Annotated in this window: 16 protein-coding genes and 1 tRNA gene; 13 read left to right on the forward strand and 4 right to left on the reverse strand. The window is 63.4% G+C overall.

Annotation, left to right across the window (positions count from 1 at the left end; translation table 11 throughout):
- The first annotated feature begins 118 nt into the window (after window positions 1-118).
- From ACNFCI_RS17285 to ACNFCI_RS17330, 10 genes are all read left to right on the forward strand, one after another.
- Window positions 119-1,513: an MFS transporter gene (locus ACNFCI_RS17285; RefSeq protein ID WP_084857334.1), complete on the forward strand. Its 1,395-nt coding sequence runs from the start codon at window positions 119-121 to the stop codon at window positions 1,511-1,513.
- Between the two features lie 9 nt (window positions 1,514-1,522).
- Window positions 1,523-2,062, forward strand: coding sequence for a single-stranded DNA-binding protein (locus tag ACNFCI_RS17290; RefSeq protein WP_196145403.1), 540 nt, complete (start codon window positions 1,523-1,525; stop codon window positions 2,060-2,062).
- 273 nt (window positions 2,063-2,335) lie between these two features.
- The gene (gene fdnG, locus ACNFCI_RS17295; RefSeq protein WP_143515215.1) at window positions 2,336-5,404 is read left to right on the forward strand and encodes a formate dehydrogenase-N subunit alpha; all 3,069 of its coding nucleotides are present in this window, start codon (window positions 2,336-2,338) and stop codon (window positions 5,402-5,404) included.
- Window positions 5,405-6,355, forward strand: coding sequence for a formate dehydrogenase subunit beta (gene fdxH, locus ACNFCI_RS17300; protein ID WP_084857342.1), 951 nt, complete (start codon window positions 5,405-5,407; stop codon window positions 6,353-6,355).
- A complete protein-coding gene (locus tag ACNFCI_RS17305) occupies window positions 6,352-7,008 on the forward strand; it encodes a formate dehydrogenase subunit gamma (protein ID WP_084857344.1) in 657 nt (218 codons plus the stop codon). Before fdxH ends, ACNFCI_RS17305 begins: the two co-directional genes overlap by 4 nt.
- A gap of 4 nt (window positions 7,009-7,012) precedes the next feature.
- Window positions 7,013-7,933, forward strand: a complete 921-nt coding sequence (gene fdhE / locus ACNFCI_RS17310) for a formate dehydrogenase accessory protein FdhE (RefSeq protein WP_084857346.1) — start codon at window positions 7,013-7,015, stop codon at window positions 7,931-7,933.
- A gap of 160 nt (window positions 7,934-8,093) precedes the next feature.
- Entirely contained in the window at window positions 8,094-9,521 is a 1,428-nt protein-coding gene (gene selA, locus ACNFCI_RS17315; protein ID WP_368829815.1) for an L-seryl-tRNA(Sec) selenium transferase, read from the forward strand.
- Window positions 9,518-11,440: a selenocysteine-specific translation elongation factor gene (gene selB, locus ACNFCI_RS17320; RefSeq protein ID WP_368829816.1), complete on the forward strand. Its 1,923-nt coding sequence runs from the start codon at window positions 9,518-9,520 to the stop codon at window positions 11,438-11,440. The genes selA and selB overlap by 4 nt, the downstream gene beginning before the upstream one ends.
- 6 nt (window positions 11,441-11,446) lie before the next feature.
- Window positions 11,447-11,542, forward strand: a tRNA-Sec gene (locus tag ACNFCI_RS17325).
- Window positions 11,543-12,441: 899 nt separating this feature from the next.
- Complete coding sequence (locus ACNFCI_RS17330) at window positions 12,442-13,149, forward strand: hypothetical protein (RefSeq protein WP_416768084.1); 708 nt, start codon at window positions 12,442-12,444, stop codon at window positions 13,147-13,149.
- A 93-nt stretch (window positions 13,150-13,242) separates the two neighbouring features.
- Here ACNFCI_RS17330 and ACNFCI_RS17335 read toward each other — a convergent pair whose 3' ends face one another.
- The gene (locus ACNFCI_RS17335) at window positions 13,243-14,232 is read right to left on the reverse strand and encodes an asparaginase (RefSeq protein ID WP_084857356.1); all 990 of its coding nucleotides are present in this window, start codon (window positions 14,230-14,232) and stop codon (window positions 13,243-13,245) included.
- 69 nt (window positions 14,233-14,301) lie between these two features.
- The gene (locus tag ACNFCI_RS17340) at window positions 14,302-15,744 is read right to left on the reverse strand and encodes an alanine/glycine:cation symporter family protein (RefSeq protein WP_084857358.1); all 1,443 of its coding nucleotides are present in this window, start codon (window positions 15,742-15,744) and stop codon (window positions 14,302-14,304) included.
- A gap of 178 nt (window positions 15,745-15,922) precedes the next feature.
- Here ACNFCI_RS17340 and ACNFCI_RS17345 point away from each other — a divergent pair, with 178 nt between their 5' ends.
- From ACNFCI_RS17345 to ACNFCI_RS17355, 3 genes are all read left to right on the forward strand, one after another.
- Complete coding sequence (locus tag ACNFCI_RS17345; RefSeq protein ID WP_368829819.1) at window positions 15,923-16,735, forward strand: helix-turn-helix domain-containing protein; 813 nt, start codon at window positions 15,923-15,925, stop codon at window positions 16,733-16,735.
- A gap of 120 nt (window positions 16,736-16,855) precedes the next feature.
- A complete protein-coding gene (locus tag ACNFCI_RS17350; protein ID WP_084857362.1) occupies window positions 16,856-17,740 on the forward strand; it encodes a sugar nucleotide-binding protein in 885 nt (294 codons plus the stop codon).
- On the forward strand, window positions 17,733-18,665 hold the full coding sequence (locus ACNFCI_RS17355; protein ID WP_416768085.1) for an NAD-dependent epimerase/dehydratase family protein: 933 nt from the start codon (window positions 17,733-17,735) through the stop codon (window positions 18,663-18,665). Before ACNFCI_RS17350 ends, ACNFCI_RS17355 begins: the two co-directional genes overlap by 8 nt.
- Before the next feature lie 72 nt (window positions 18,666-18,737).
- Here the strand turns inward: ACNFCI_RS17355 and ACNFCI_RS17360 are convergent, their stop codons facing one another.
- Window positions 18,738-19,421: an OmpW/AlkL family protein gene (locus tag ACNFCI_RS17360; RefSeq protein ID WP_196145418.1), complete on the reverse strand. Its 684-nt coding sequence runs from the start codon at window positions 19,419-19,421 to the stop codon at window positions 18,738-18,740.
- 110 nt (window positions 19,422-19,531) lie between these two features.
- Entirely contained in the window at window positions 19,532-20,053 is a 522-nt protein-coding gene (locus ACNFCI_RS17365) for a DUF3299 domain-containing protein (protein WP_253249343.1), read from the reverse strand.
- Window positions 20,054-20,123: the final 70 nt, after the last annotated feature.

Here is a 20,123-nt window from a genome sequence, read left to right on the forward strand (position 1 = left end):
TCGGCGGGCATAAACAAGGGAGTATAAGGCGCGCTGCCAGTACGCGGCAAAGCGTCGCGTGGATGCTGTTACGCTGTCGGACTGATAGAATCGCCGCCGGTTCACACGAGGTTATTCCATGCACGACACCCACAACGAGCGCATGAGTGGCAGCGAAACCCGCGCCGCAAGCGGCCTGGCCCTGGTCTTTGCCTTTCGTATGCTGGGCATGTTCATGGTCCTGCCGGTGCTGGCGACCTATGGCATGGACCTGGCCGGCGCGACCCCTGCGCTGATCGGCCTGGCCATCGGTGCCTACGGCCTGACCCAGGCCGTGCTGCAGATTCCGTTCGGGGTGATTTCCGACCGCATCGGGCGCCGCCCGGTGATCTACCTGGGCCTGGTGGTGTTCGCCCTCGGCAGCCTGCTGGCGGCCCAGGCCGACTCGATCTGGGGTGTGATCGCCGGGCGCATCCTGCAAGGTGCAGGGGCCATTTCGGCGGCCGTCATGGCATTGCTTTCCGACCTGACCCGCGAGCAGCACCGCACCAAGGCCATGGCCATGATCGGCATGAGCATCGGCCTGTCGTTCGCCGTGGCCATGGTTATTGGCCCATTGGTGACCCGTGCCTTTGGCTTGTCAGGATTGTTCCTCGCCACTGCAGGACTTGCCCTCGTCGGCATCGCCCTCATTGCCTTTGTCGTGCCCAGCGGCCACAAGGCCCTGCAGCACCGCGAGTCCGGTGTGGCGCGCCAGGCCCTGGGCCCGACCCTGCGTCATCCGGACCTTCTGCGCCTGGACGTGGGCATTTTCGTCCTGCATGCCATCCTCATGGCCAGCTTCGTTGCGTTGCCCCTGGCCTTCGTCGAGCGCGGCGGCCTGCCGAAGGAACAGCACTGGTGGGTATACCTGACCGCCTTGCTCGTCTCATTTTTTGCAATGATCCCGTTCATCATCTATGGCGAAAAGAAGCGCAAGATGAAGCGCGTGCTGATCGGCGCTGTCGGCGTGCTGATGGTGGTCGAGCTGTTCTTCTGGCAATGGGCTGACAACTTGCGCGGACTGGTGACCGGCACCGTGGTATTCTTTACGGCATTCAACCTGCTGGAGGCATCGCTGCCTTCGCTGGTGAGCAAAGTGTCGCCCGCAGGCGGCAAGGGGACGGCCATGGGGGTCTATTCCACCAGCCAGTTCCTGGGTGCCGCCCTGGGAGGAATCATCGGTGGCTGGTTGTTCCAGCACGGTGGCCTGGGCATGGTGTTCCTCGGTTGCGCAGGGCTGTGTGCCGTGTGGCTGGTGACTGCCTTGAGCATGAACGAGCCGCCGTACGTGACCAGCCTGCGCATGCCGCTGACGCCGGAAGGTCTCCGGGAAGCCGGCTTGACCGAGCGACTGTTGGCCGTGCCGGGTGTGACCGACGCCGTGGTGGTGGCAGAAGAAGCCGCCATCTATATCAAACTGGATACGAAAATTTTGGACCGTGCGACCCTCGAGCGTCTGGTGAACCCAGCCTCTTCGGCGTGCGAAGCCTAGGAGAACGTTATGGCCCGTGGGGTTAACAAAGTCATTCTGGTCGGCACCTGCGGTCAGGATCCCGAAGTCCGCTACCTGCCCAACGGTAACGCCGTGACCAACCTGAGCCTGGCCACCAGCGAGCAATGGACGGACAAGCAGTCCGGCCAGAAGGTCGAGCGTACCGAATGGCACCGCGTGGCCTTGTTCGGCAAGGTCGCCGAGATCGCCGGCGAGTACCTGCGCAAAGGTTCGCAGTGCTACATCGAAGGCAAGCTGCAGACCCGCGAGTGGGAAAAAGACGGCATCAAGCGCTACACCACCGAAATCATCGTCGACATCAACGGCACCATGCAGTTGCTCGGCGGCCGTCCGCAGAACCAGCAGGGCGGTGATCCGTACAACCAGGGTGGCGGCAATTACAACCAGGGCGGCCAGCAGCAATACAACCAGGCACCACGCCAGCAGGCCCCGCGTCCGCAGCAAGCCCCGCAACGCCCCGCGCCGCAGCAGCCAGCACCGCAGCCAGCGGCCGACTTCGACAGCTTTGATGACGATATTCCGTTCTGACCAGCGCCAGGGCCTCGAACTACGCCGGTCCTGAGCTATCTGCAGTAATGGTTGGGGCTGTTACACAGCCCATCGCGGGGCAAGCCCGCGCCTACAAGGGGTTGCTTGTAGGCGCGGGTTTGCCCCGCGATTGCTTCATGCCTGACCCATGTCATCGCACATTCCTGATTCTTGACTAGAGTTACAGGTTGGTGGCCATCCCGATGGCCGCTACCGTGAGTCCTAGAGGCGCCGGCACGTTCCAGGCGCCCAGAACCTGATCAGGAGTGCACGATGGACCTCAACCGTCGGCAGTTCTTCAAGGTCGCCGCTGTCGGCCTTGGAGGCTCGAGCCTTGCGGCGTTGGGCATGGCCCCTACGCCTGCGTTCGCCGAGCAGGTGCGCCACTTCAAGCTGGCGCACACCAAAGAGACCCGCAACACCTGCCCCTACTGCTCGGTCGGCTGCGGCCTGATCATGTACAGCCAGGGCGACGCGGGGAAGAACGTCAAGCAGAACATCATCCACATCGAGGGCGATGCGGATCACCCGGTCAACCGTGGCACCCTGTGCCCTAAGGGCGCCGGCCTGTTGGACTTCATCCACAGCCCCAACCGCCTGCAGTACCCCGAGGTGCGCAAGCCAGGCAGCAAGGAGTGGACCCGGGTCAGCTGGGACGAGGCGCTCGATCGCATCGCCGACCTGATGAAGAAGGACCGCGACGCCAATTTCATCGAGAAGAACGATCAGGGCCAGACGGTCAACCGTTGGCTTACCGTGGGCTTCCTCGCCGCGTCGGCTGCCTCCAGCGAGGCCGGCTATCTGACGCACAAGGTGGTCCGTTCGCTGGGTGTACTGGGGTTCGATAACCAAGCGCGTGTCTGACACGGCCCGACGGTGGCAAGTCTTGCCCCGACGTATGGCCGTGGCGCCATGACCAATCACTGGTCTGATATCGCCAACGCGAACCTGGTCCTGGTGATGGGTGGCAACGCAGCAGAGGCGCACCCGTGCGGCTTCAAGTGGGTGACCGAAGCCAAGGCGCACAACAAGGCGCGGCTGATCGTGGTCGACCCGCGGTTCACGCGTACCGCCTCGGTGGCGGACTACTATGCGCCGATCCGTACCGGTACCGACATCGCCTTCATGGGCGGGCTGATCAATTACCTGCTGAGCAACGACAAGATCCAGCACGAGTACGTGCGCAACTACACTGACGTGTCGTTCATCGTCAACGAAGGCTATGGCTTCGAAGATGGGCTGTTCAGCGGCTACGATGCGGACAAGCGTATCTATGCCGACAAGTCCGGCTGGGGCTATGAGCTCGGTGAAGACGGCTTCGCCAAGGTCGACCCGACCCTGCAGCACCCGCGCTGCGTCTTCCAACTGATGAAGCAGCACTACAGCCGCTACACCCCGGAAGTGGCGAGCATGACCTGTGGCATGCCCCAGGACGCCATGATGAAGATCTGGGAAGAGATCGCCACCTGCTCGCAACCGGGCAAGACCATGACGATCCTTTATGCGCTCGGCTGGACGCAGCACTCGATCGGTGCGCAGATCATCCGCAGTGCGGCCATGGTCCAGTTGCTGCTGGGCAACGTCGGCATGCCGGGCGGCGGGGTCAACGCGCTGCGCGGCCACTCCAACATCCAGGGCCTGACCGACCTGGGGCTGCTGTCCAACTCGTTGCCTGGCTACCTGACCCTGCCCGGCGATGCCGAGCAGGACTACGCCACGTACATCGACAAACGCGCATCCAAACCGCTGCGCCCAGGGCAGCTGTCCTACTGGCAGAACTACGGCAAATTCCACGTCAGCCTGATGAAGGCCTGGTATGGCGCCAACGCCACCGCAGAGAACGACTGGGGCTATGAGTGGCTGCCCAAGCTGGATGTCGGCTCCTACGACGTACTGCGCATGTTCGAGATGATGGGGCAGGGCAAGGTCAACGGCTATATGTGCCAGGGCTTCAACCCCATCGCTGCGTTGCCGGACAAGAACCGTGTCACCGCCGCGCTGGCCAAGCTCAAGTGGCTGGTGATCATGGACCCGCTGGCCACCGAAACCTCTGAGTTCTGGCGCAACGCCGGCCCGTTCAACGACGTCGACACGGCCAATATCCAGACCGAGGTGTTCCGCCTGCCCACCACCTGCTTCGCCGAAGAGGATGGCTCGCTGGTCAACAGCAGCCGCTGGTTGCAATGGCACTGGAAGGGCGCCGACGGCCCGGGCGAGACCCGCACCGACGTACAGATCATGAGCGAGCTGTTCCTGCGCCTGCGCCATCGCTACAAGGCCGAGGGCGGTGCCTACCCCGACCCGATGCTCAATATCAGCTGGCCGTACAAGATTCCTGAAGAGCCTTCCCCGGAGGAGCTGGCCAAGGAAATGAACGGCTGGGCGATCACCGACCAGGTCGATGCTGCCGGTACCACCCTCAAGGCAGGCCAGCAGCTCTCCGGCTTCGGCCAGCTTAAAGACGATGGCAGCACCGCGTCCGGTTGCTGGATCTTCTCGGGTTGCTGGACCGAGCAGGGCAACCAGATGGCCCGGCGCGACAACAGCGACCCTTACGGCATGCATCAGGTGCAGAACTGGGCTTGGGCGTGGCCTGCCAACCGGCGCATCCTCTACAACCGTGCCTCCAGCGACCCGCAGGGCAAACCCTGGGAGCCGGAGAAGAAGCGCCTGGTGTGGTGGAACGGCAAGGCCTGGACCGGTACCGACGTGCCGGACTTCAAGGTCGACTCGCCGCCGGAAGCCGGGATGAACCCGTTCATCATGAACCCCGAAGGTGTGGCGCGGTTCTTCGCCATCGACAAGATGGCCGAGGGGCCGTTCCCCGAACACTACGAGCCGTTCGAGACGCCCATCGGCATCAACCCGCTGAACCCGCAGAACAAGAAGGCCACCAGCAACCCGGCCGGGCGGGTCTTCGACTCGGTGTGGGATACCCTCGGCAAGGCCGACGAGTTCCCCTATGCGGCAACCACCTACCGGCTGACCGAGCACTTCCACTTCTGGAGCAAGCATTGCCGTCTCAACGCCATTGCCCAACCTGAGCAGTTCGTCGAGATCGGTGAGGTGCTGGCGAATGAGAAGGGCATCAAGGCGGGCGATCGGGTGCGGGTGAGCTCCAAGCGAGGGCATATCGAGGCGGTGGCGGTGGTGACCAAGCGGATCCGTCCGCTGAAGGTCAACAACCAGACCGTGCACCACGTGGGTATCCCGTTGCACTGGGGCTTTACCGGCATCACCCGGCATGGCTACCTGACCAACACCCTGGTGCCGTTCCTGGGCGATGGCAACACCCAGACGCCGGAGTCCAAGTCGTTCCTCGTCAACGTGGAGAAAATCTAAATGGCCCAGCAAGACATCATCGCCCGCTCGGCCACCACGACCGTACCGCCTTCGGTACGCCAACAGCAAGAAGTGGCCAAGCTGATCGACACCACCAAGTGCATCGGTTGCAAGGCCTGCCAGGTGGCGTGTTCGGAGTGGAACGAACTGCGTGACGAGGTCGGCCACAACCATGGCACCTACGACAATCCCCAGGACCTGACTGCCGACACCTGGACCCTGATGCGCTTCACCGAGCACGAGCGCGACGATGGCAACCTGGAGTGGCTGATCCGCAAGGATGGCTGCATGCATTGCGCCGAACCTGGTTGCCTGAAGGCGTGCCCGAGCCCGGGGGCGATCATCAAGCACGCCAATGGCATCGTCGACTTCAACCAGGACCATTGCATCGGCTGCGGCTATTGCATCACCGGTTGCCCGTTCAACATCCCGCGCATCTCGCAGAAGGACCACAAAGCCTACAAGTGCAGCCTGTGTTCCGACCGCGTGGCCGTGGGCCTGGAGCCGGCCTGTGTGAAGACTTGCCCGACCGGGGCGATCGTCTTCGGCAGCAAGGACGAAATGAAGGTGCATGCCGCCGAGCGCATCGTCGACCTCAAGTCCCGTGGCTACGACAACGCCGGGTTGTACGACCCGGACGGCGTCGGCGGCACCCACGTGATGTACGTGTTGCACCATGCCGATACGCCCAAGTTGTACGCCGGCTTGCCAGACCAGCCGGTAATCAGCCCCCTGGTGGGGTTGTGGAAGGGCATCAGCAAGCCATTGGCGCTGCTGGCCATGGGCGCGGCGGTGCTGGCCGGGTTCTTCCACTATGTGCGGGTCGGCCCACAGCGGGTCGAGGAGCAGGAACATCCGACCACGGGCGAAGACGGCGTGCACCAAGTGGACCCGTCGGTCCATGTCTATGACCCGACCAAGCCCGGTGGGCAAGGGGAGCCACGGCCATGAGCGACCACAAACCTATCGTGCGCTACAACGCCAACGAGCGAAGCAACCACTGGATCGTCGCGATCCTGTTCGTGATGGCCGGGTTGTCGGGGCTGGCGCTGTTCCATCCGGCACTGTTCTGGCTCAGCCACCTGTTTGGCGGCGGGCCGTGGACACGCATCCTGCATCCGTTCCTCGGGGTGGCGATGTTCGTGTTCTTCCTCGGCCTGGTGCTGCGCTTCTGGCGCGCCAACTACATCTCGGCCAACGACCGCCTGTGGCTACGCCGTATCGACCGGGTGATGCTGAACAAGGAAGAGGGCGTGCCACCGATCGGCAAGTACAACGCCGGGCAGAAGCTGCTGTTCTGGACCCTGCTGTTGTGCATGCTCGTGTTGCTGGTCAGTGGCGTGGTGATCTGGCGAGCCTGGTTCAGCCAGTACTTCGACATCGGCGCCATTCGCCTGGCCACCTTGCTGCACGCCCTGGCGGCATTCGTGCTGATCCTCAGCATCATCGTGCACATCTACGCCGGTATCTGGATCAAGGGCTCGGTGGGTGCGATGCTGCATGGCACGGTGAGCCGCGCCTGGGCGCGCAAGCATCATGAACTGTGGTACCGGGACGTGACGGGCGACAAGGCCCCGCCAAGCCCGGGTAGAAAAGAAGGATGACCGCTTGAGCACGATTCTCGAACCTGGGCAGATCGAGGCGGCGGCGACTGCGCCGCCGTTTCTGCATCTTCCATCCTCCGAGCTGTTCCAGTTGCGGGCCGAACGGCTCGAACACCTGGCCGAGGGGCACGCCTTGAGCGATTACCTTCGGCTGGCCGCCCGGCTGTGTCGTGTCCAGCAGGGCTTGCTGGCGCAGCCGCCAACCCCCCTGCCGGTGGCTGAGGAGCGTCGGCGCCTATGCCTGAGCCATGGCCTGCCGCCGCTGGCCGCCGACAGCCTGGTGCGCGAGGGGCCCTGGCTGCCTTGGTTGGACGCATTGCTCGAGCACTTCCAGGATGAGCCGAGCAACGCGCTGGCCGATGCCGTGCGTACCTTGGGCAACAGTGATCAAGCGCAGCGCAAGGGCTGGGCCATCGCCTTGCTCGGCGGCCAGTATGATGCTGTGCCAGCTGCCGTGGTGCCCTTCATTGGTGCTGCATTGCAGGCGGCGTGGAGCCATTGGTTGCTGAGCCTGCCGGAGCCTGAACTCAAACCTGGTGGCAGCCTTTCGCAGTGCCCAGCCTGTGGCTCGCCGGCCATGGCCGGGGTAGTGCGTAACCGTGGCAAACACAATGGCCTGCGTTACCTGGCCTGTTCACTGTGTGCCTGCGAGTGGCATGTGGTGCGGGTCAAGTGCGTGTACTGCGACTCGAGCAAGGACCTGCGCTACACCAACCTCGAGGATGACCGCCATGCGCCGGGCAAGGCGCCGCTGCGCGCCGAGTGCTGCCCCGGCTGCAACAGCTACCTCAAGCAGTGCTATCTGGAGAACGACAGCGCCGCCGAGCCCTTGGCCGACGACCTGGCCAGCCTGGCATTGGACATGCGCCTGGATGAAGAGGGCTTCCATCGGTTGGCACCGAACCTGATGCTCGCACCTGGGTAATGGAGAGTGTCTACACTGTAAGACCGAGTCGCCTTCTTCGCGGGTAAACCCGCTCCCACAGGTACCGGGCAAGCCTCAAAAACTGCTCGGACCCTGTGGGAGCGGTTTTACCCCGCGAAGAGGCCAGTACAGACAACGGATCAGTCCAAGGTAGTACCGCATGTCCTCCAGCGTAGCCAGCGACACCCCACGCCTGCCCTCCATCGACACTCTTCTGCGCCACCCAGCCTGCCTCCCGCTGATCGACCGCCACGGCCGCGACGCGGTACTGGCCACCCTACGGCAACTGCTCGACGACCTGCGTGCCCCCGCCCGCACCGGCCAGCTCAGCGCCGCCGAACTGGCTGCTGAAGTCCTGCTGGGCCGCGCCGGCGAGCGCCTGGCCATACAGCAGCGCAGCCAGGTCCGCCGAGTCTTCAATCTCACCGGCACCGTGCTGCACACCAACCTCGGCCGCGCTCTGCTGCCGGAAGAAGCCGTCGAGGCCATGCAGACCGCCGCCCGCTACCCGCTCAACCTGGAGTTTGACCTGGCAACCGGCAAGCGTGGCGACCGCGACGACTTGATCGAAGGTTTGATCCGCGAGCTCACCGGCGCCGAAGCGGTCACCGTGGTCAACAACAATGCCGCTGCCGTGTTGCTGGCGCTCAACAGCTTGGGCGCGCGTAAGGAGGGCATCATCTCCCGGGGCGAGCTGATCGAGATCGGCGGTGCCTTCCGTATCCCGGACATCATGGCCCGCGCCGGTGTGCGCCTGCACGAGGTGGGCACCACCAATCGCACCCATGCCCGTGACTACCAAGGGGCGATCAACCCGCGCACAGGTCTGCTGATGCGCGTGCACTGCAGCAACTACAGCATCCAGGGCTTCACCAACCAGGTGCCCACGGCCGAGCTGGCCATCATCGCCCACGCCCACGGGCTGCCCCTGCTCGAAGACCTGGGCAGTGGCAGCCTGCTCGACCTCACGCGCTGGGGGCTGCCGGCCGAACCTACGGTACGCCAGGCCCTGGCCGATGGCGCCGACATCGTCACCTTCAGTGGCGACAAACTGCTCGGCGGTCCCCAGGCCGGCATTATCGTGGGGCGCGAGGAGCTGATCGCCAAGATCAAGAAGAACCCGCTCAAGCGTGCCCTGCGCGTCGACAAGATCACCCTGGCTGCCCTGGAGGCGGTGCTGGCGCTGTACCGCAACCCTGATCGCCTGGCCGAGCGCCTGCCCAGCCTGCGCTTGCTGACGCGCCCGCAAGGCGAGATCGCTGCCCAGGCCGAGCGCCTGGCGCCCGTATTGGCCAACTGCCTGGGGCCGCAATGGGTCGTCAGCGTGGAGCCCGCGCTGGGCATGATAGGTAGCGGCAGCCAGCCGGTGGCACGTCTTCCCAGTGCGGCGTTGTGCCTGCGTCCACAGGTGTCGAAGAAGCTGCGCGGGCGTAGCCTGCACGTACTGGAACGTGCCTTGCGCGCCTTGCCGGTGCCGGTGCTGGGGCGCATCGACGACGATGCCCTGTGGCTCGACCTGCGCCAGTTGGATGACGAAGCCCAGTGGCTGGCGCAGCTCCCTGAGCTGCAGTTGGGGCCGGTCCAATGATCGTCGGCACTGCCGGCCATATCGACCATGGCAAGACCGCGCTGCTCCAGGCCCTGACCGGCCAGGCGGGTGACCATCGCCAGGAGGAGCGCGCACGGGGCATGACCATCGACCTCGGCTATCGCTACGCCGCCCTGGCCGAAGGGGGACCGCTGACCGGTTTCATCGATGTGCCGGGCCACGAGCGCTTCATCCATAACATGCTGGCCGGTGCCCATGGCATCGACTTGGTACTGCTGGTGGTGGCCGCCGACGACGGCGTGATGCCGCAGACCCGCGAGCACCTGGCGATCATCGAGCTGCTGGGCGTTCCCCAGGCCTTGGTCGCGATCAGCAAGTGCGACCGCGCCGACCCGGTGCGCGTGGCCCAGGTGCAGGCCGAAGTGAGCGACCTGCTGGCGCCCGGCCCTTATGCCGATGCGGCCCAGTTTCCGTTGTCCAGCGTCACAGGTGAAGGCATTGAGGCGTTGCGCCAGGCCTTGCTGGCGGCCGAGGCGCGCGTGGGCCAGCGCAGCGCCCGGGGCGGCTTCCGGCTGGCGGTGGACCGGGCGTTCGCCGTGCCCGGTGCGGGTATCGTGGTCACCGGTACGGCGCTGGCCGGGCGGGTCAGTGCCGGGGACAACCTGTTGCTGGGCAAGGCGGGCAAAGCGGTACGGGTCCGCGGCCTGCATGCGCAGAACCAGGCCGCGCTGGTGGCCGACGCCGGCCAGCGAGTGGCCTTGAACATCAATGCCGAGCGCCTGGCCCTGGAGCAGATCCATCGCGGCGACTGGTTGGTGCCCGACTGGCTGCATGCGCCAAGCACGCGGGTGGACATTGAGCTCACGCTGCTGCCGGGCGAAACACGCACCTTCGAGCATTTCAGCGCCGTGCATGTGCATTTGGGCACGCAGGATGTCACGGCGCGGGTAGCGCTGCTCGAAGGTGAGACACTGAAGGCTGGTCAGCGGATGTTCGCCCAACTGCTGCTCAACGCGCCCTTGCAGGCGGTGCACGGTGACCGCCTGGTGCTGCGTGACCAGCGTGCCCAGCGCACGCTGGGTGGTGGTCGGGTACTCGACCCCTTCGCCCCCAGCCGCCAGCGGCGTAGCGAAGCGCGCCTGCGCCAGTTGCAGGTGTTGCGCGATACCTCGGAGTTGGAGCAGGCCTTGCCTGCCATGCTGGACGTAGCACCGGGAGGGTTGGACCCGCAGCGCCTGGAACGTCAGTTCAATCGGTTGCGTGAAAGCTGGCAGTTGCCCGAGGGTGTGCAAACCATCACCACGAAACAGGGCCCGCTGTTGTTTGCCCGGCATCATTGGCAGGCACTCAAGCAGCAGGTAATCGCACAGCTTGCGTACTTCCATGAACAGGAACCGGACCAGCTCGGCCCGGACCGCGACCGGCTGCGCCGTTTCGTTGCCTTGCCCGTAGATCGCCCGGCATTTGTCACTTTGCTGGAGGAGCTGCTGGCGTCGGGCGATATCGTCAGCAGCGGCCCCTGGCTGCACCTGCCGGATCACAAGGTGCAGTTGAGCGAAGCCGACGCTGCCTTATGGGCGCGGCTGCAGCCGGTATTGCTGGAAGGGTTGTATGACCCGCCGTGGGTCCGTACCCTGGCTTCGGCGGAAAAACGCGACGAGAGCGAAGTACGCCTGCTGCTGCGCAAGTTGGCCCGGCTGGGGTTGGTGCACCAGGTGGTGCGCGATCTGTTCTACCCCGAGGTGACGATCCGGCACATGGCCGACATGCTATTGCAGCATTCGGCCAGTACACCGATAGTGCAGGTCGCGGCGTTTCGCGATATGTTGGGCATCGGTCGCAAGCGAAGCGTACAGATTCTCGAATACTTCGACCGTCTCGGCCTGACCCGGAGGGTCGCCGACCAGCGTTACATCCGCGCCGACAGCGCCTTGGCCCAGCAACCGGCCAGGCACTGACTACAAGGAAGGCAATCGCGCCCGGTGGCGCGGCCGGGCTTCAAACCCGGTTGGGGACGGCAGCCGTTCCCGGGCAGGTTCGACTCCCGCTGCCTTCCGCCATTAACCCCAACACGTGCATTCTCTGTAGGAGCGGCCTTGCGCCGCGAAAAGGGTGCGCAGCAGCCCCAAAACAGCCATGCCATACCGTCAGGCCTATCCCGTCCGCTCATCCACCTAGCACTATATCCAATTATCATACCCATAAATATGTCAAGAAAGTTCGGCCAGTAATGCCTGCAAAGAGACTATTCCTACAGCTAGCGAAATAAACTTCCTACTTTTCGAAATTCCTAATAAAAAATTATCCAGCCAAAACGCCTTCGCGTTTATTGACTGAAGCTCCTTGCTCTTTTTTACTCTTCTGCACGCCACTTACCCACTTACTGCAGGATGCAGGCATGAATAATTCATGCACAGTAAGGAATGCAGACCATGTACTACATACCCCCGCTTTGCACACGCACCAATCCCTGGGGCGAAAACCCCCGCGGCCTACTCGGCAGCACTCAAGTTCCAGGTGCCGGTGATGAAGGGGGCGGCCTATTACAACATCAGGTCGTTGCGGGTGGGGAACAATATCCATATGCCGGTTCACCATGCTCAACGATTGCTGAACAGTCGCGTAGGGCTTGATCCACGAACCTATGGCGCGCAGGGATTCGCGAAGATTATTTCAAGCAATGCAGTGGGAGGCCTATTGTCATTCGGCCCACAAGCACTTATCGATGCCAGGGACTCCAATTCTCTGGGTGAGTTCTTCGAGCGATCTGCATACAGCCAACCCGCAAATGTTGTTGGCTTTGCGACAAGCGTATTGACCGCTGCGGCTATTGGATCAGCGCCATTAGTACTTGTAATAGGCATATCTTTCCTACTCGGCACAATAGCCCAGAAAGCATTCGTCGAATATGGAGGCGACAAAAAGCTAGGAGACGGACTCACCAAGGGACAATGGTAAAATGCCATCCTCAAGAATCTATGAAGTTTTCAAGCTAACCCGCTACGGCATGCTATTTGAAGTTGCCTGCCTGTTTCTTGCTCATCTAATATGCGACTGGCCATTGGCACTCGTCATAATATTGTCGTTTCTTATTTTTTGGACGCGAAGTCAGTGCGCCTACATCAGTAATAGTTGCAGCGCCTTTTGCACATATTCTTTGTTCCAGATATTTTTTCTGATCCTTTTCATTCCAGGGTCGTACATACTTTCACCTGCCCCCCAAAAAGAGGGGTGGCCTACAGGAACCTTACTTATCGGCGTACTATTGGCGATTACTGCGATTAGTTATCTCCTGATATCCCGACTGAACATCACGCCAGTGCCCTACGAGATCCGAGATGGCAGGGTGCATGTTGCGCCACGCAGGGAGGCCTACGTTCCTCCAGTTTGGGCCGCCATGGGCACTCTCGGCGGCGGTGCTGTCGTCTCGCTCATGGATGAATATCCCACCGTAACGCTCATGGTCTGTATGGCATTGCCCACAATTGTAATGATCGGCATCTGGCGCACTGTAGCCGGCCTCGCCCACCTCCGCGCAGAAGAACGCCGCAAGGGCGTGCGCTACACTTTCTCCAACCTCGAAGAAATCCAAGCGATACGCGCCCGCTCTTGGGCCGCACGCCTGTTTATCGCCTTGAACAACGCTATTGGAATACGTCTTCGCTGACGAGACGCTGCGGCGCAGCGTCCCCGGCGGTCCAGCGTGGGGAACTGAAATCCCTGGACTGTTATGCGCCCCTTTAGCGGCACAAGGCCGCTCTTACGCGCGCTCGCCGCACAGGTCCAGGGCAAACCAGTGTTCTGCCGCCTGGACATCGAGCCCGGCGCCCAGCAGGGCGAACAGCTTGCCCAGCGCCGCCTCGCGGGTCATTCCGCCGCCGCTGACCAGCCCTGTGTCACGCAACCGGCTTCCTGCGGCATAGGTATCGAACACCACCGAGCCCTCCGGGCATTGGCTGATCGCGACGATCATCACACCGCCCTGGCGGGCATCGTGCAAGGCATCGAGCAGGGCCTGGTCGTCGGACGGGCCGGTGCCGCTGCCATAGCATTCGAGCACCAGGCCCTGGATGCCGGTGGCGAGCAACGCTTGGACGAAGCCGGCCTGCAGCCCAGGCACTACCGGCAAAACCGCAAGCTTCACCGGTTCGCGGCGCTGCCGGTAATCGAGTGCCGGGGGAATTGCCGCAGCCCGTTCGCCCTCGCGATGACGGGGCAGGGCCGCGAAGGCATCGAATGCCTCGCTACGTAGCTTCGAGGCACGGCAGCCGTGCAGCAGCTGGCCGTGGAAATACAGCTGTACGCCACTTTCCAGGCCTCGCTCCAGCAGCCGCAGGGCACCGAGCAGGTTGCCCCAGGCATCGCTGTCGGGTGCGCCGGCCGGCAGCATGGAGCCGGTCAGCACTACCGGTACTGGCAGGCCCAGCAGCAGGAACGACAACGCAGCCGCGCTGTAGGCCAGGGTGTCGGTGCCGTGCAGTACCAGTACCCCGTCATGGCCATCGCGCTCCACCGCCTCAACGATGGTGTCGCGCATGGCCAGCCAGTTGGCCTGCTGCATGTTGGCGCTGTCGATCAGCGGGTCGAGCTCACGCAGCGACCAGGCCAGGCCTGGCGCGTCGGCCTGCGAGGCCAGGTATTCGCGCATCCGCGCCTCGAAGCCGCTGGCCGGGGCCAGGCCTTCAGGGGTTTGCAGCATGCCGATGGTGCCACCGGTGTAGAGGACGAGAAGATTCTTGACTGCACGCATGGAAAGCTTCCGTAGCGATGAGCGGAGAAGAGAGCCGCCCCGGACGGGGCGGCTGGGCAGGAGAGGATATCAGCGCTGCGGCTGAGCCTGGGCGGCGGCTTTGTCAGCGGCTGTGTCAGCCTGTGGATTGGCTGGCCAGGCGTTGCGGTCCAGGTCCAGGTCGGCGAACTTGCTGGAATCGAACACCGGTTGCTCGATGCCTGCACGGCGTTGGTCGTCGTAGTCGCGCATCACCCGCAGGCCGGTCTTGAACAGCAGGGCCAGGGCGATCAGGTTGACGAACGCCAGGCAGGTCATGGTGATGTCGGCGAACGCGAACACGGTGGACAGGTTCTGTACCGAACCCCAGATCACCAATGCCAGCACCAGGCCACGGAAGACCATCAGCACGACGCGGTTGCGGCTGAGGAACTGCAGGCTGTTCTCGCCCAGGTAGTAGTTGTAGAGGATGCAGGTGAAGACGAACAGCGACAGCGCGACGCTGACGAACAGGCGGCCCCAGTCACCGACCACGGCGGCCAGCGAGTTCTGGGTCAGGACGATGCCGTCACCTTCGAAGCCAGGCGTGTAGAAGCCCGACAGCAGGATCAGCAGCGCGGTGCAGGTGCAGATCACGAAGGTGTCGAGGAATACGCTGAAGGCTTGCACCACGCCCTGGGCACCCGGGTGCTTCACGGCGGCCACGGCGGCGACGTTCGGCGCGCTGCCCAAGCCTGCTTCGTTGGCGAACACGCCACGCTTCACGCCCATGACGATGGCGCTGCCGAGCAGGCCGCCGAATGCCGGGTCGAGGCCGAAGGCGCTCTTGAAGATGGTTTCCAGCATGGCTGGCACGTGTTCGATCTGGGTGCCGATCACGTACAGGGTCACACCGATGTAGGCCAGGGTCTTTACCGGGACCAGCAGGTCGGACACCGCCGCGATGCGCTTGATGCCGCCGATGAAAGTGATGGCCAGCAGTACGGCGAGGACGATACCGGTGGTGCCCGGTTCGAAGCCGAAGGCATTCTGCAGCGAGTGGGTCATGGTGTACGACTGCACGCCGATGAAGGCGAAGCCGTAGGTGACCAGCAGCAGGATGGAGAACAGGATGGCCATGCTTTTCAGCTTCAGGCCGTGCAGGATGTAGTAGGCCGGGCCGCCGCGGTACAGGCCGTCGCCGTCGGCGCGCTTGTAGACCTGGGCCAGGGTGCATTCGAAGAAGCTGCTGGCCATGCCCACCAGTGCGGTGACCCACATCCAGAACACGGCACCTGGGCCACCGAGGGTCACGGCGATGCCGACCCCGGCAATGTTACCGGCACCGACACGGCCGGCCAGGCTCAGCATCAGGGCCTGGAACGAGCTCAGTTGGCCGGCCTGGCCGCGAAGGGATTCCTTGAACACACCGAACATGTGGCCGAAATGACGGAACTGGACGAACCGAGAGCGGATGGTGAAGTAACCGCCGAGTCCGACGATCAGCACGATGAGAAGTTTCCCCGACAGGAAATCGTTGAGTGCTTCGAGCATTGGAAAATGACCTCGATTCTTATTGTTCGCGTGGAAAGAGCAGCGGGCGGCAGGGACGCACCGCTTTCATTGGCGCGCATGGTTGGCCATGACAACTGTGGTTACAATTTCGCGGGTTGCTCTCACTTGATGCGACTTGATGCTAGAATTGCATCACTCGCATCACCTGGACCTTCTCATGGGCGATCATTTCGCTATCAACCTGAAATTGGCCTGCAGCCATTACCGCTCTATTTCAGAGGTTTGCCGACAGCTGTCGATCAACCGCGCGCAATTCAACAAGTACTTGAGCGGCCAGAGCCGTCCGACGGCCTACAACCTCAAGCGCATTGGCGACTTCTTCGGCGTGGAGGACTATGAGCTGGGCCTGCCCCCGGAACAGTTCGCCCGCTTGATCGGCGTGCGCAACCTGTCGGCCCAGGCCGAACAGCACAACGACCCGATCAGTGAGCTGTTCAAGCCACTGCATGCCCAGGCGGGCAACCTGTCGCGTTATTGCGGCTACTACTTCGAATACTCCAACTGCATGTCGGTGCCAGGTTCGATCCTCGTGTCGCTGGTGCACCTGTGGGAAGAGCGTGGCAGCTTCCTGTTCGAGCGCCTGGAGCGCCAGGAACGCTCCAGTGCCACCGACCAGCATGCCGAAGTGCGGTGCCGCTACCTGGGCGCGGCGTTCCAGCTGCAGGACCGCATGTTTCTCATCGACTACGAGTCGCTGACCTTCAACGAGATGAGCCAGACCATCCTCATCCCCAGCTTCAAGAGCCGCATTACCCGCCTCAACGGCCTGAAGAACGGCGTTTCCAGCGGCGACCGCCGTAACCCCGCCTGCACCCGCGTGGTCTGGGAGTACCTGGGCGAGGAGGTCAACCGCATCAACGCCTATCGCCAGGTCAAGCTGTATCGCCCGGACGACCCGCGTATCGATGACGACGTACGAGAGCGACTGAGTGTCGGGCCGCTCAAGAACGGACTGTTCGAAATCGAGTGACCCGCTATTGCGACGATCGAGCGATAACAGCTATTCAGTAAGGCTGTGGTTGGACTTCCCCGAGAGGAACCCGCAAAATGTCCGCTTCTTTCCCTCAACCTGTTCGGATCTGCTGACTCTATGCGTATGCGCCTGATGCTGTTGGGTGGTGGCAATGCCCTCGGGCAAGCGCTGATTCGTCTCGGAGCCGAAGAGGACATCGGGTTCCTGGCGCCACGCCCGCCGGAGAACGGCTGGACGCCGGCCAGCCTCACGCAGTTGCTCGATGACCATCGCCCCGACGTGGTGGTCAACCTGGCTTATTACTTCGACTGGTTCCAGGCTGAGTCGGTCAGCGAGCAGCGCCTGGCGTTGCAGGAACGGGCCGTGGAGCGCTTGGCCGAGTTGTGCCAGCACCACCAGATCATCCTCGTGCAGCCCTCCAGCTATCGCGTGTTCGACGGTTCGCGGGCCACGGCCTACAGCGAGAAGGACGAGCCGGTGCCGCTGGGGCTGCGTGGCCAGGCTCTGTGGCGTATCGAGCAAAGTGTGCGGGCAGCATGCCCACAGCATGTACTGCTGCGCTTCGGCTGGGTGCTGGACGAAAGCATCGACGGCGCGCTCGGGCGCTTCCTCACCCGCGCCGAACAACCCCAGGAGCTGCTGCTGGCGGACGATCGGCGTGGCAACCCCACACCGGTGGACGATGCCGCCCGGGTGATCCTCTCGGTGCTCAAGCAGCTCGATTGCGACGCGCCGCTGTGGGGCACCTACCACTACGCCGGCAACGAAGCGACCACGCCGCTGGCCTTGGGCCAGGCAATCCTCACCGAGGCGGCGCAATGGCAGAAGCTGGCCGTGCAGGCGCCCACGCCCCAGGCCCATGCCGCGCGTCCGGATGCCGCCGAGGAGCCGCAGAACGCCGTGTTGGCCTGCAAGAAAATTCTTCATACCTTCGGTATCAAGCCCCGTGCCTGGCGCGCCGGCTTGCCGCCCCTACTGGACCGATTCTACCGAAATGGCTGATGCTCCCATCCTGATCACCGGCGGTGCCGGCTTCATTGGCTCCCACCTGTGCGATGCGTTGTTGGCCAAAGGCTATGCCGTGCGGGTACTGGACGACCTGTCTACCGGCAAGCGCACCAACCTGCAGCTCGAGCATCCCGCCCTGGAGTTGATCGAAGGCGACGTCGCTGATGCCGCCTTGGTCAACCGTGCCGTCGAGGGTTGCCGGGCCGTGGTGCACCTGGCTGCGGTCGCGTCGGTGCAAGCCTCGGTCGAAGACCCGGTGCGTACCCATCAAAGCAACTTTATCGGCACCCTCAATGTGTGCGAGGCCATGCGCCTCAATGGCGTGCGCCGCGTGCTGTTCGCCTCCAGCGCGGCGGTGTACGGCAACAATGGCGAAGGCCAGGCGATCGCCGAGGACACCCCCAAGGCGCCGCTGACCCCCTACGCCGTGGACAAGTTGGCCAGTGAGCAATATCTGGACTTCTACCGTCGCCAGCATGGGCTGGAGCCGGTGGTGTTCCGCTTCTTCAATATCTTCGGGCCACGACAGGACCCGTCCTCGCCCTATTCGGGTGTGATCAGCATCTTCTGCGAGCGTGCCACCCAAGGCCAGCCGATCACGGTGTTTGGTGATGGCGAGCAGACTCGCGATTTCCTCTATGTGGGCGATCTGGTCCAGGTGATGGTCCAGGCGCTGGAACTGCGGCAGGTGGAAGAGGGGGCGGTGAATGTGGGCTTGAACCAGGCCACTTCGCTGAACCAGCTGCTGACGGCCCTGGAGAACGTCATTGGTGGGTTGCCACCGATCAGCCATGGCCCGGCGCGTTCGGGCGATATCCGCCATTCCCGGGCGGACAATACGCGCCTGCTGGCGCGTTTCCGGTTCCCGCAACCCACCTCGATGGTCGAAGGCCTGGCGAGGTTGTTGGGCAAGGCCTGAGTCCCATGAAAAAGAAGCGGCGGGCCGGGATGCCGGACCGCCGCTTCTTTCAGCTCAGTTGTTGGCCATAACTCAGAACTTGTAGCCCAGGCCCACCATGTAGACCCACGGGTCCACGTCCACGTCGACCTTGGTCTTGCTGTAGCCCAGCGCGGTCGGGCCGTCGACGGTGGCCTTGGTGTCGATGTCGATGTACCAGACCGAGGCGTTGACCAGCAGGTTGTCGGTCAGCATGTAGTCCATGCCCAGTTGCGCGGCCAGGCCGACCGAGTCTTGCAGCTTCAGGTTGCTGAAGCCCTGCTGCTTGCGTGCGCCGCTGAGGTCTTCGTCGAAGAAGGTGGTGTAGTTGATGCCGACACCCGCGTAGGGCTGGAACTTCGACGAAGGTGCCATGGGGTAGTACTGCAGCGACAGGGTCGGCGGCAGTTGCTTGATGTCGGCCAGCTTGCCGTCCAGGCCGCCGCCCAGGCCCTTGACGGCCACGGTATGGTTGAACGGCGTGGCGGCCAGCAGTTCGACGCCGATGTGGTCGGTGAGCATGTAGGCGAAGGTCAGGCCCAGCTGGGTGTCGCTGTCCAGGGTCGCCTTGGTGCCCGACACCTTGGTGCCGTCGAACTTCAGGTCGCTGCTGTCTTCGTTCGGCGCAACGGTGATGGCGCCGGCGCGCATGATGATGTCACCGGCCTGGTGGGCGTGGGCAACAGGGGCTGCGAGCGCCAAGGCAATAAGCGAGGCGCCGAGCAAGGACTTGTTCATGGAAGCTCCCAAAAGGACATAGGTAATCGAGTAGTCCAATGGTAAGGAGCCAACCGAACGCAACTTTTGATTCAGCTCAACGAAGCCGTGTCACAAAGCGGAAACAGTTCTCACTGCAGCTCATAAGCGTAGATTTTCTCCGCTTCCATCTGGTAACCGGCCTCGGCCAGTTCGCTGCGGGTGGCTTTGACCTGCATGCGGCCTTCGATCCAGTAGGGCTGGTAGAGGTCTTCGATGCGCACGCCCATCTCGCTGACGATGTGCACGATCTGGTTCGACGGCGGTGGTGGTACGTGGATGCAGGCGCCGTAGTAGGGCACCAGCAGGAACTCGGTGGTGCGGCCTTCCTCGCTGACCTCCAGCGGCACGATGTAGCCGGGCAGTTTGACCTGTTGGCCATCCAGCGCTTTGACTACCGGTGCGTCGGGCGCCTGCTGGCGCGCGGCGGGGGCGGCTTCGGCCAGTGCGCTGCCCAGTTGCGAGAGGTCGTGCAGCGGTGCCTGTTGCACCGGCACCACCGGTGCACCTTCGGGAATCAGGGCGGGCCAGTCCAGGGAGCGGGGTTCGGCGGCCAGCAGAGGCAAGGCCGGCGAAAGCAGCAACAGGAGCAGCAGGGCCGGTAGAGCCCCCATTCTGTTTGGCCTCGCTGTACCTGTGGGAGCCGGCTTGCCGACGATGGCGGTAACGGGGGACATGAATAGG

It is taken from the genome of Pseudomonas sp. NY15356, assembly GCF_048068175.1.
Taxonomy (GTDB): domain Bacteria; phylum Pseudomonadota; class Gammaproteobacteria; order Pseudomonadales; family Pseudomonadaceae; genus Aquipseudomonas; species Aquipseudomonas putida_K.

Coding starts and splice junctions, on each gene's coding strand:
- ACNFCI_RS17285 (WP_084857334.1), top strand. CDS start 119: ATGCACGACACCCACAACGAGCGCATGAGTGGCAGCGAAACCCGCGCC.
- ACNFCI_RS17305 (WP_084857344.1), top strand. CDS start 6,352: ATGAGCGACCACAAACCTATCGTGCGCTACAACGCCAACGAGCGAAGC.
- ACNFCI_RS17335 (WP_084857356.1), bottom strand. CDS start 14,232: ATGCGTGCAGTCAAGAATCTTCTCGTCCTCTACACCGGTGGCACCATC.
- ACNFCI_RS17355 (WP_416768085.1), top strand. CDS start 17,733: ATGGCTGATGCTCCCATCCTGATCACCGGCGGTGCCGGCTTCATTGGC.
- ACNFCI_RS17360 (WP_196145418.1), bottom strand. CDS start 19,421: ATGAACAAGTCCTTGCTCGGCGCCTCGCTTATTGCCTTGGCGCTCGCA.
- selB (WP_368829816.1), top strand. CDS start 9,518: ATGATCGTCGGCACTGCCGGCCATATCGACCATGGCAAGACCGCGCTG.
- ACNFCI_RS17330 (WP_416768084.1), top strand. CDS start 12,442: ATGCCATCCTCAAGAATCTATGAAGTTTTCAAGCTAACCCGCTACGGC.
- ACNFCI_RS17365 (WP_253249343.1), bottom strand. CDS start 20,053: ATGGGGGCTCTACCGGCCCTGCTGCTCCTGTTGCTGCTTTCGCCGGCC.
- ACNFCI_RS17290 (WP_196145403.1), top strand. CDS start 1,523: ATGGCCCGTGGGGTTAACAAAGTCATTCTGGTCGGCACCTGCGGTCAG.
- ACNFCI_RS17340 (WP_084857358.1), bottom strand. CDS start 15,744: ATGCTCGAAGCACTCAACGATTTCCTGTCGGGGAAACTTCTCATCGTG.
- ACNFCI_RS17350 (WP_084857362.1), top strand. CDS start 16,856: ATGCGTATGCGCCTGATGCTGTTGGGTGGTGGCAATGCCCTCGGGCAA.
- ACNFCI_RS17345 (WP_368829819.1), top strand. CDS start 15,923: ATGGGCGATCATTTCGCTATCAACCTGAAATTGGCCTGCAGCCATTAC.
- fdxH (WP_084857342.1), top strand. CDS start 5,405: ATGGCCCAGCAAGACATCATCGCCCGCTCGGCCACCACGACCGTACCG.
- selA (WP_368829815.1), top strand. CDS start 8,094: ATGTCCTCCAGCGTAGCCAGCGACACCCCACGCCTGCCCTCCATCGAC.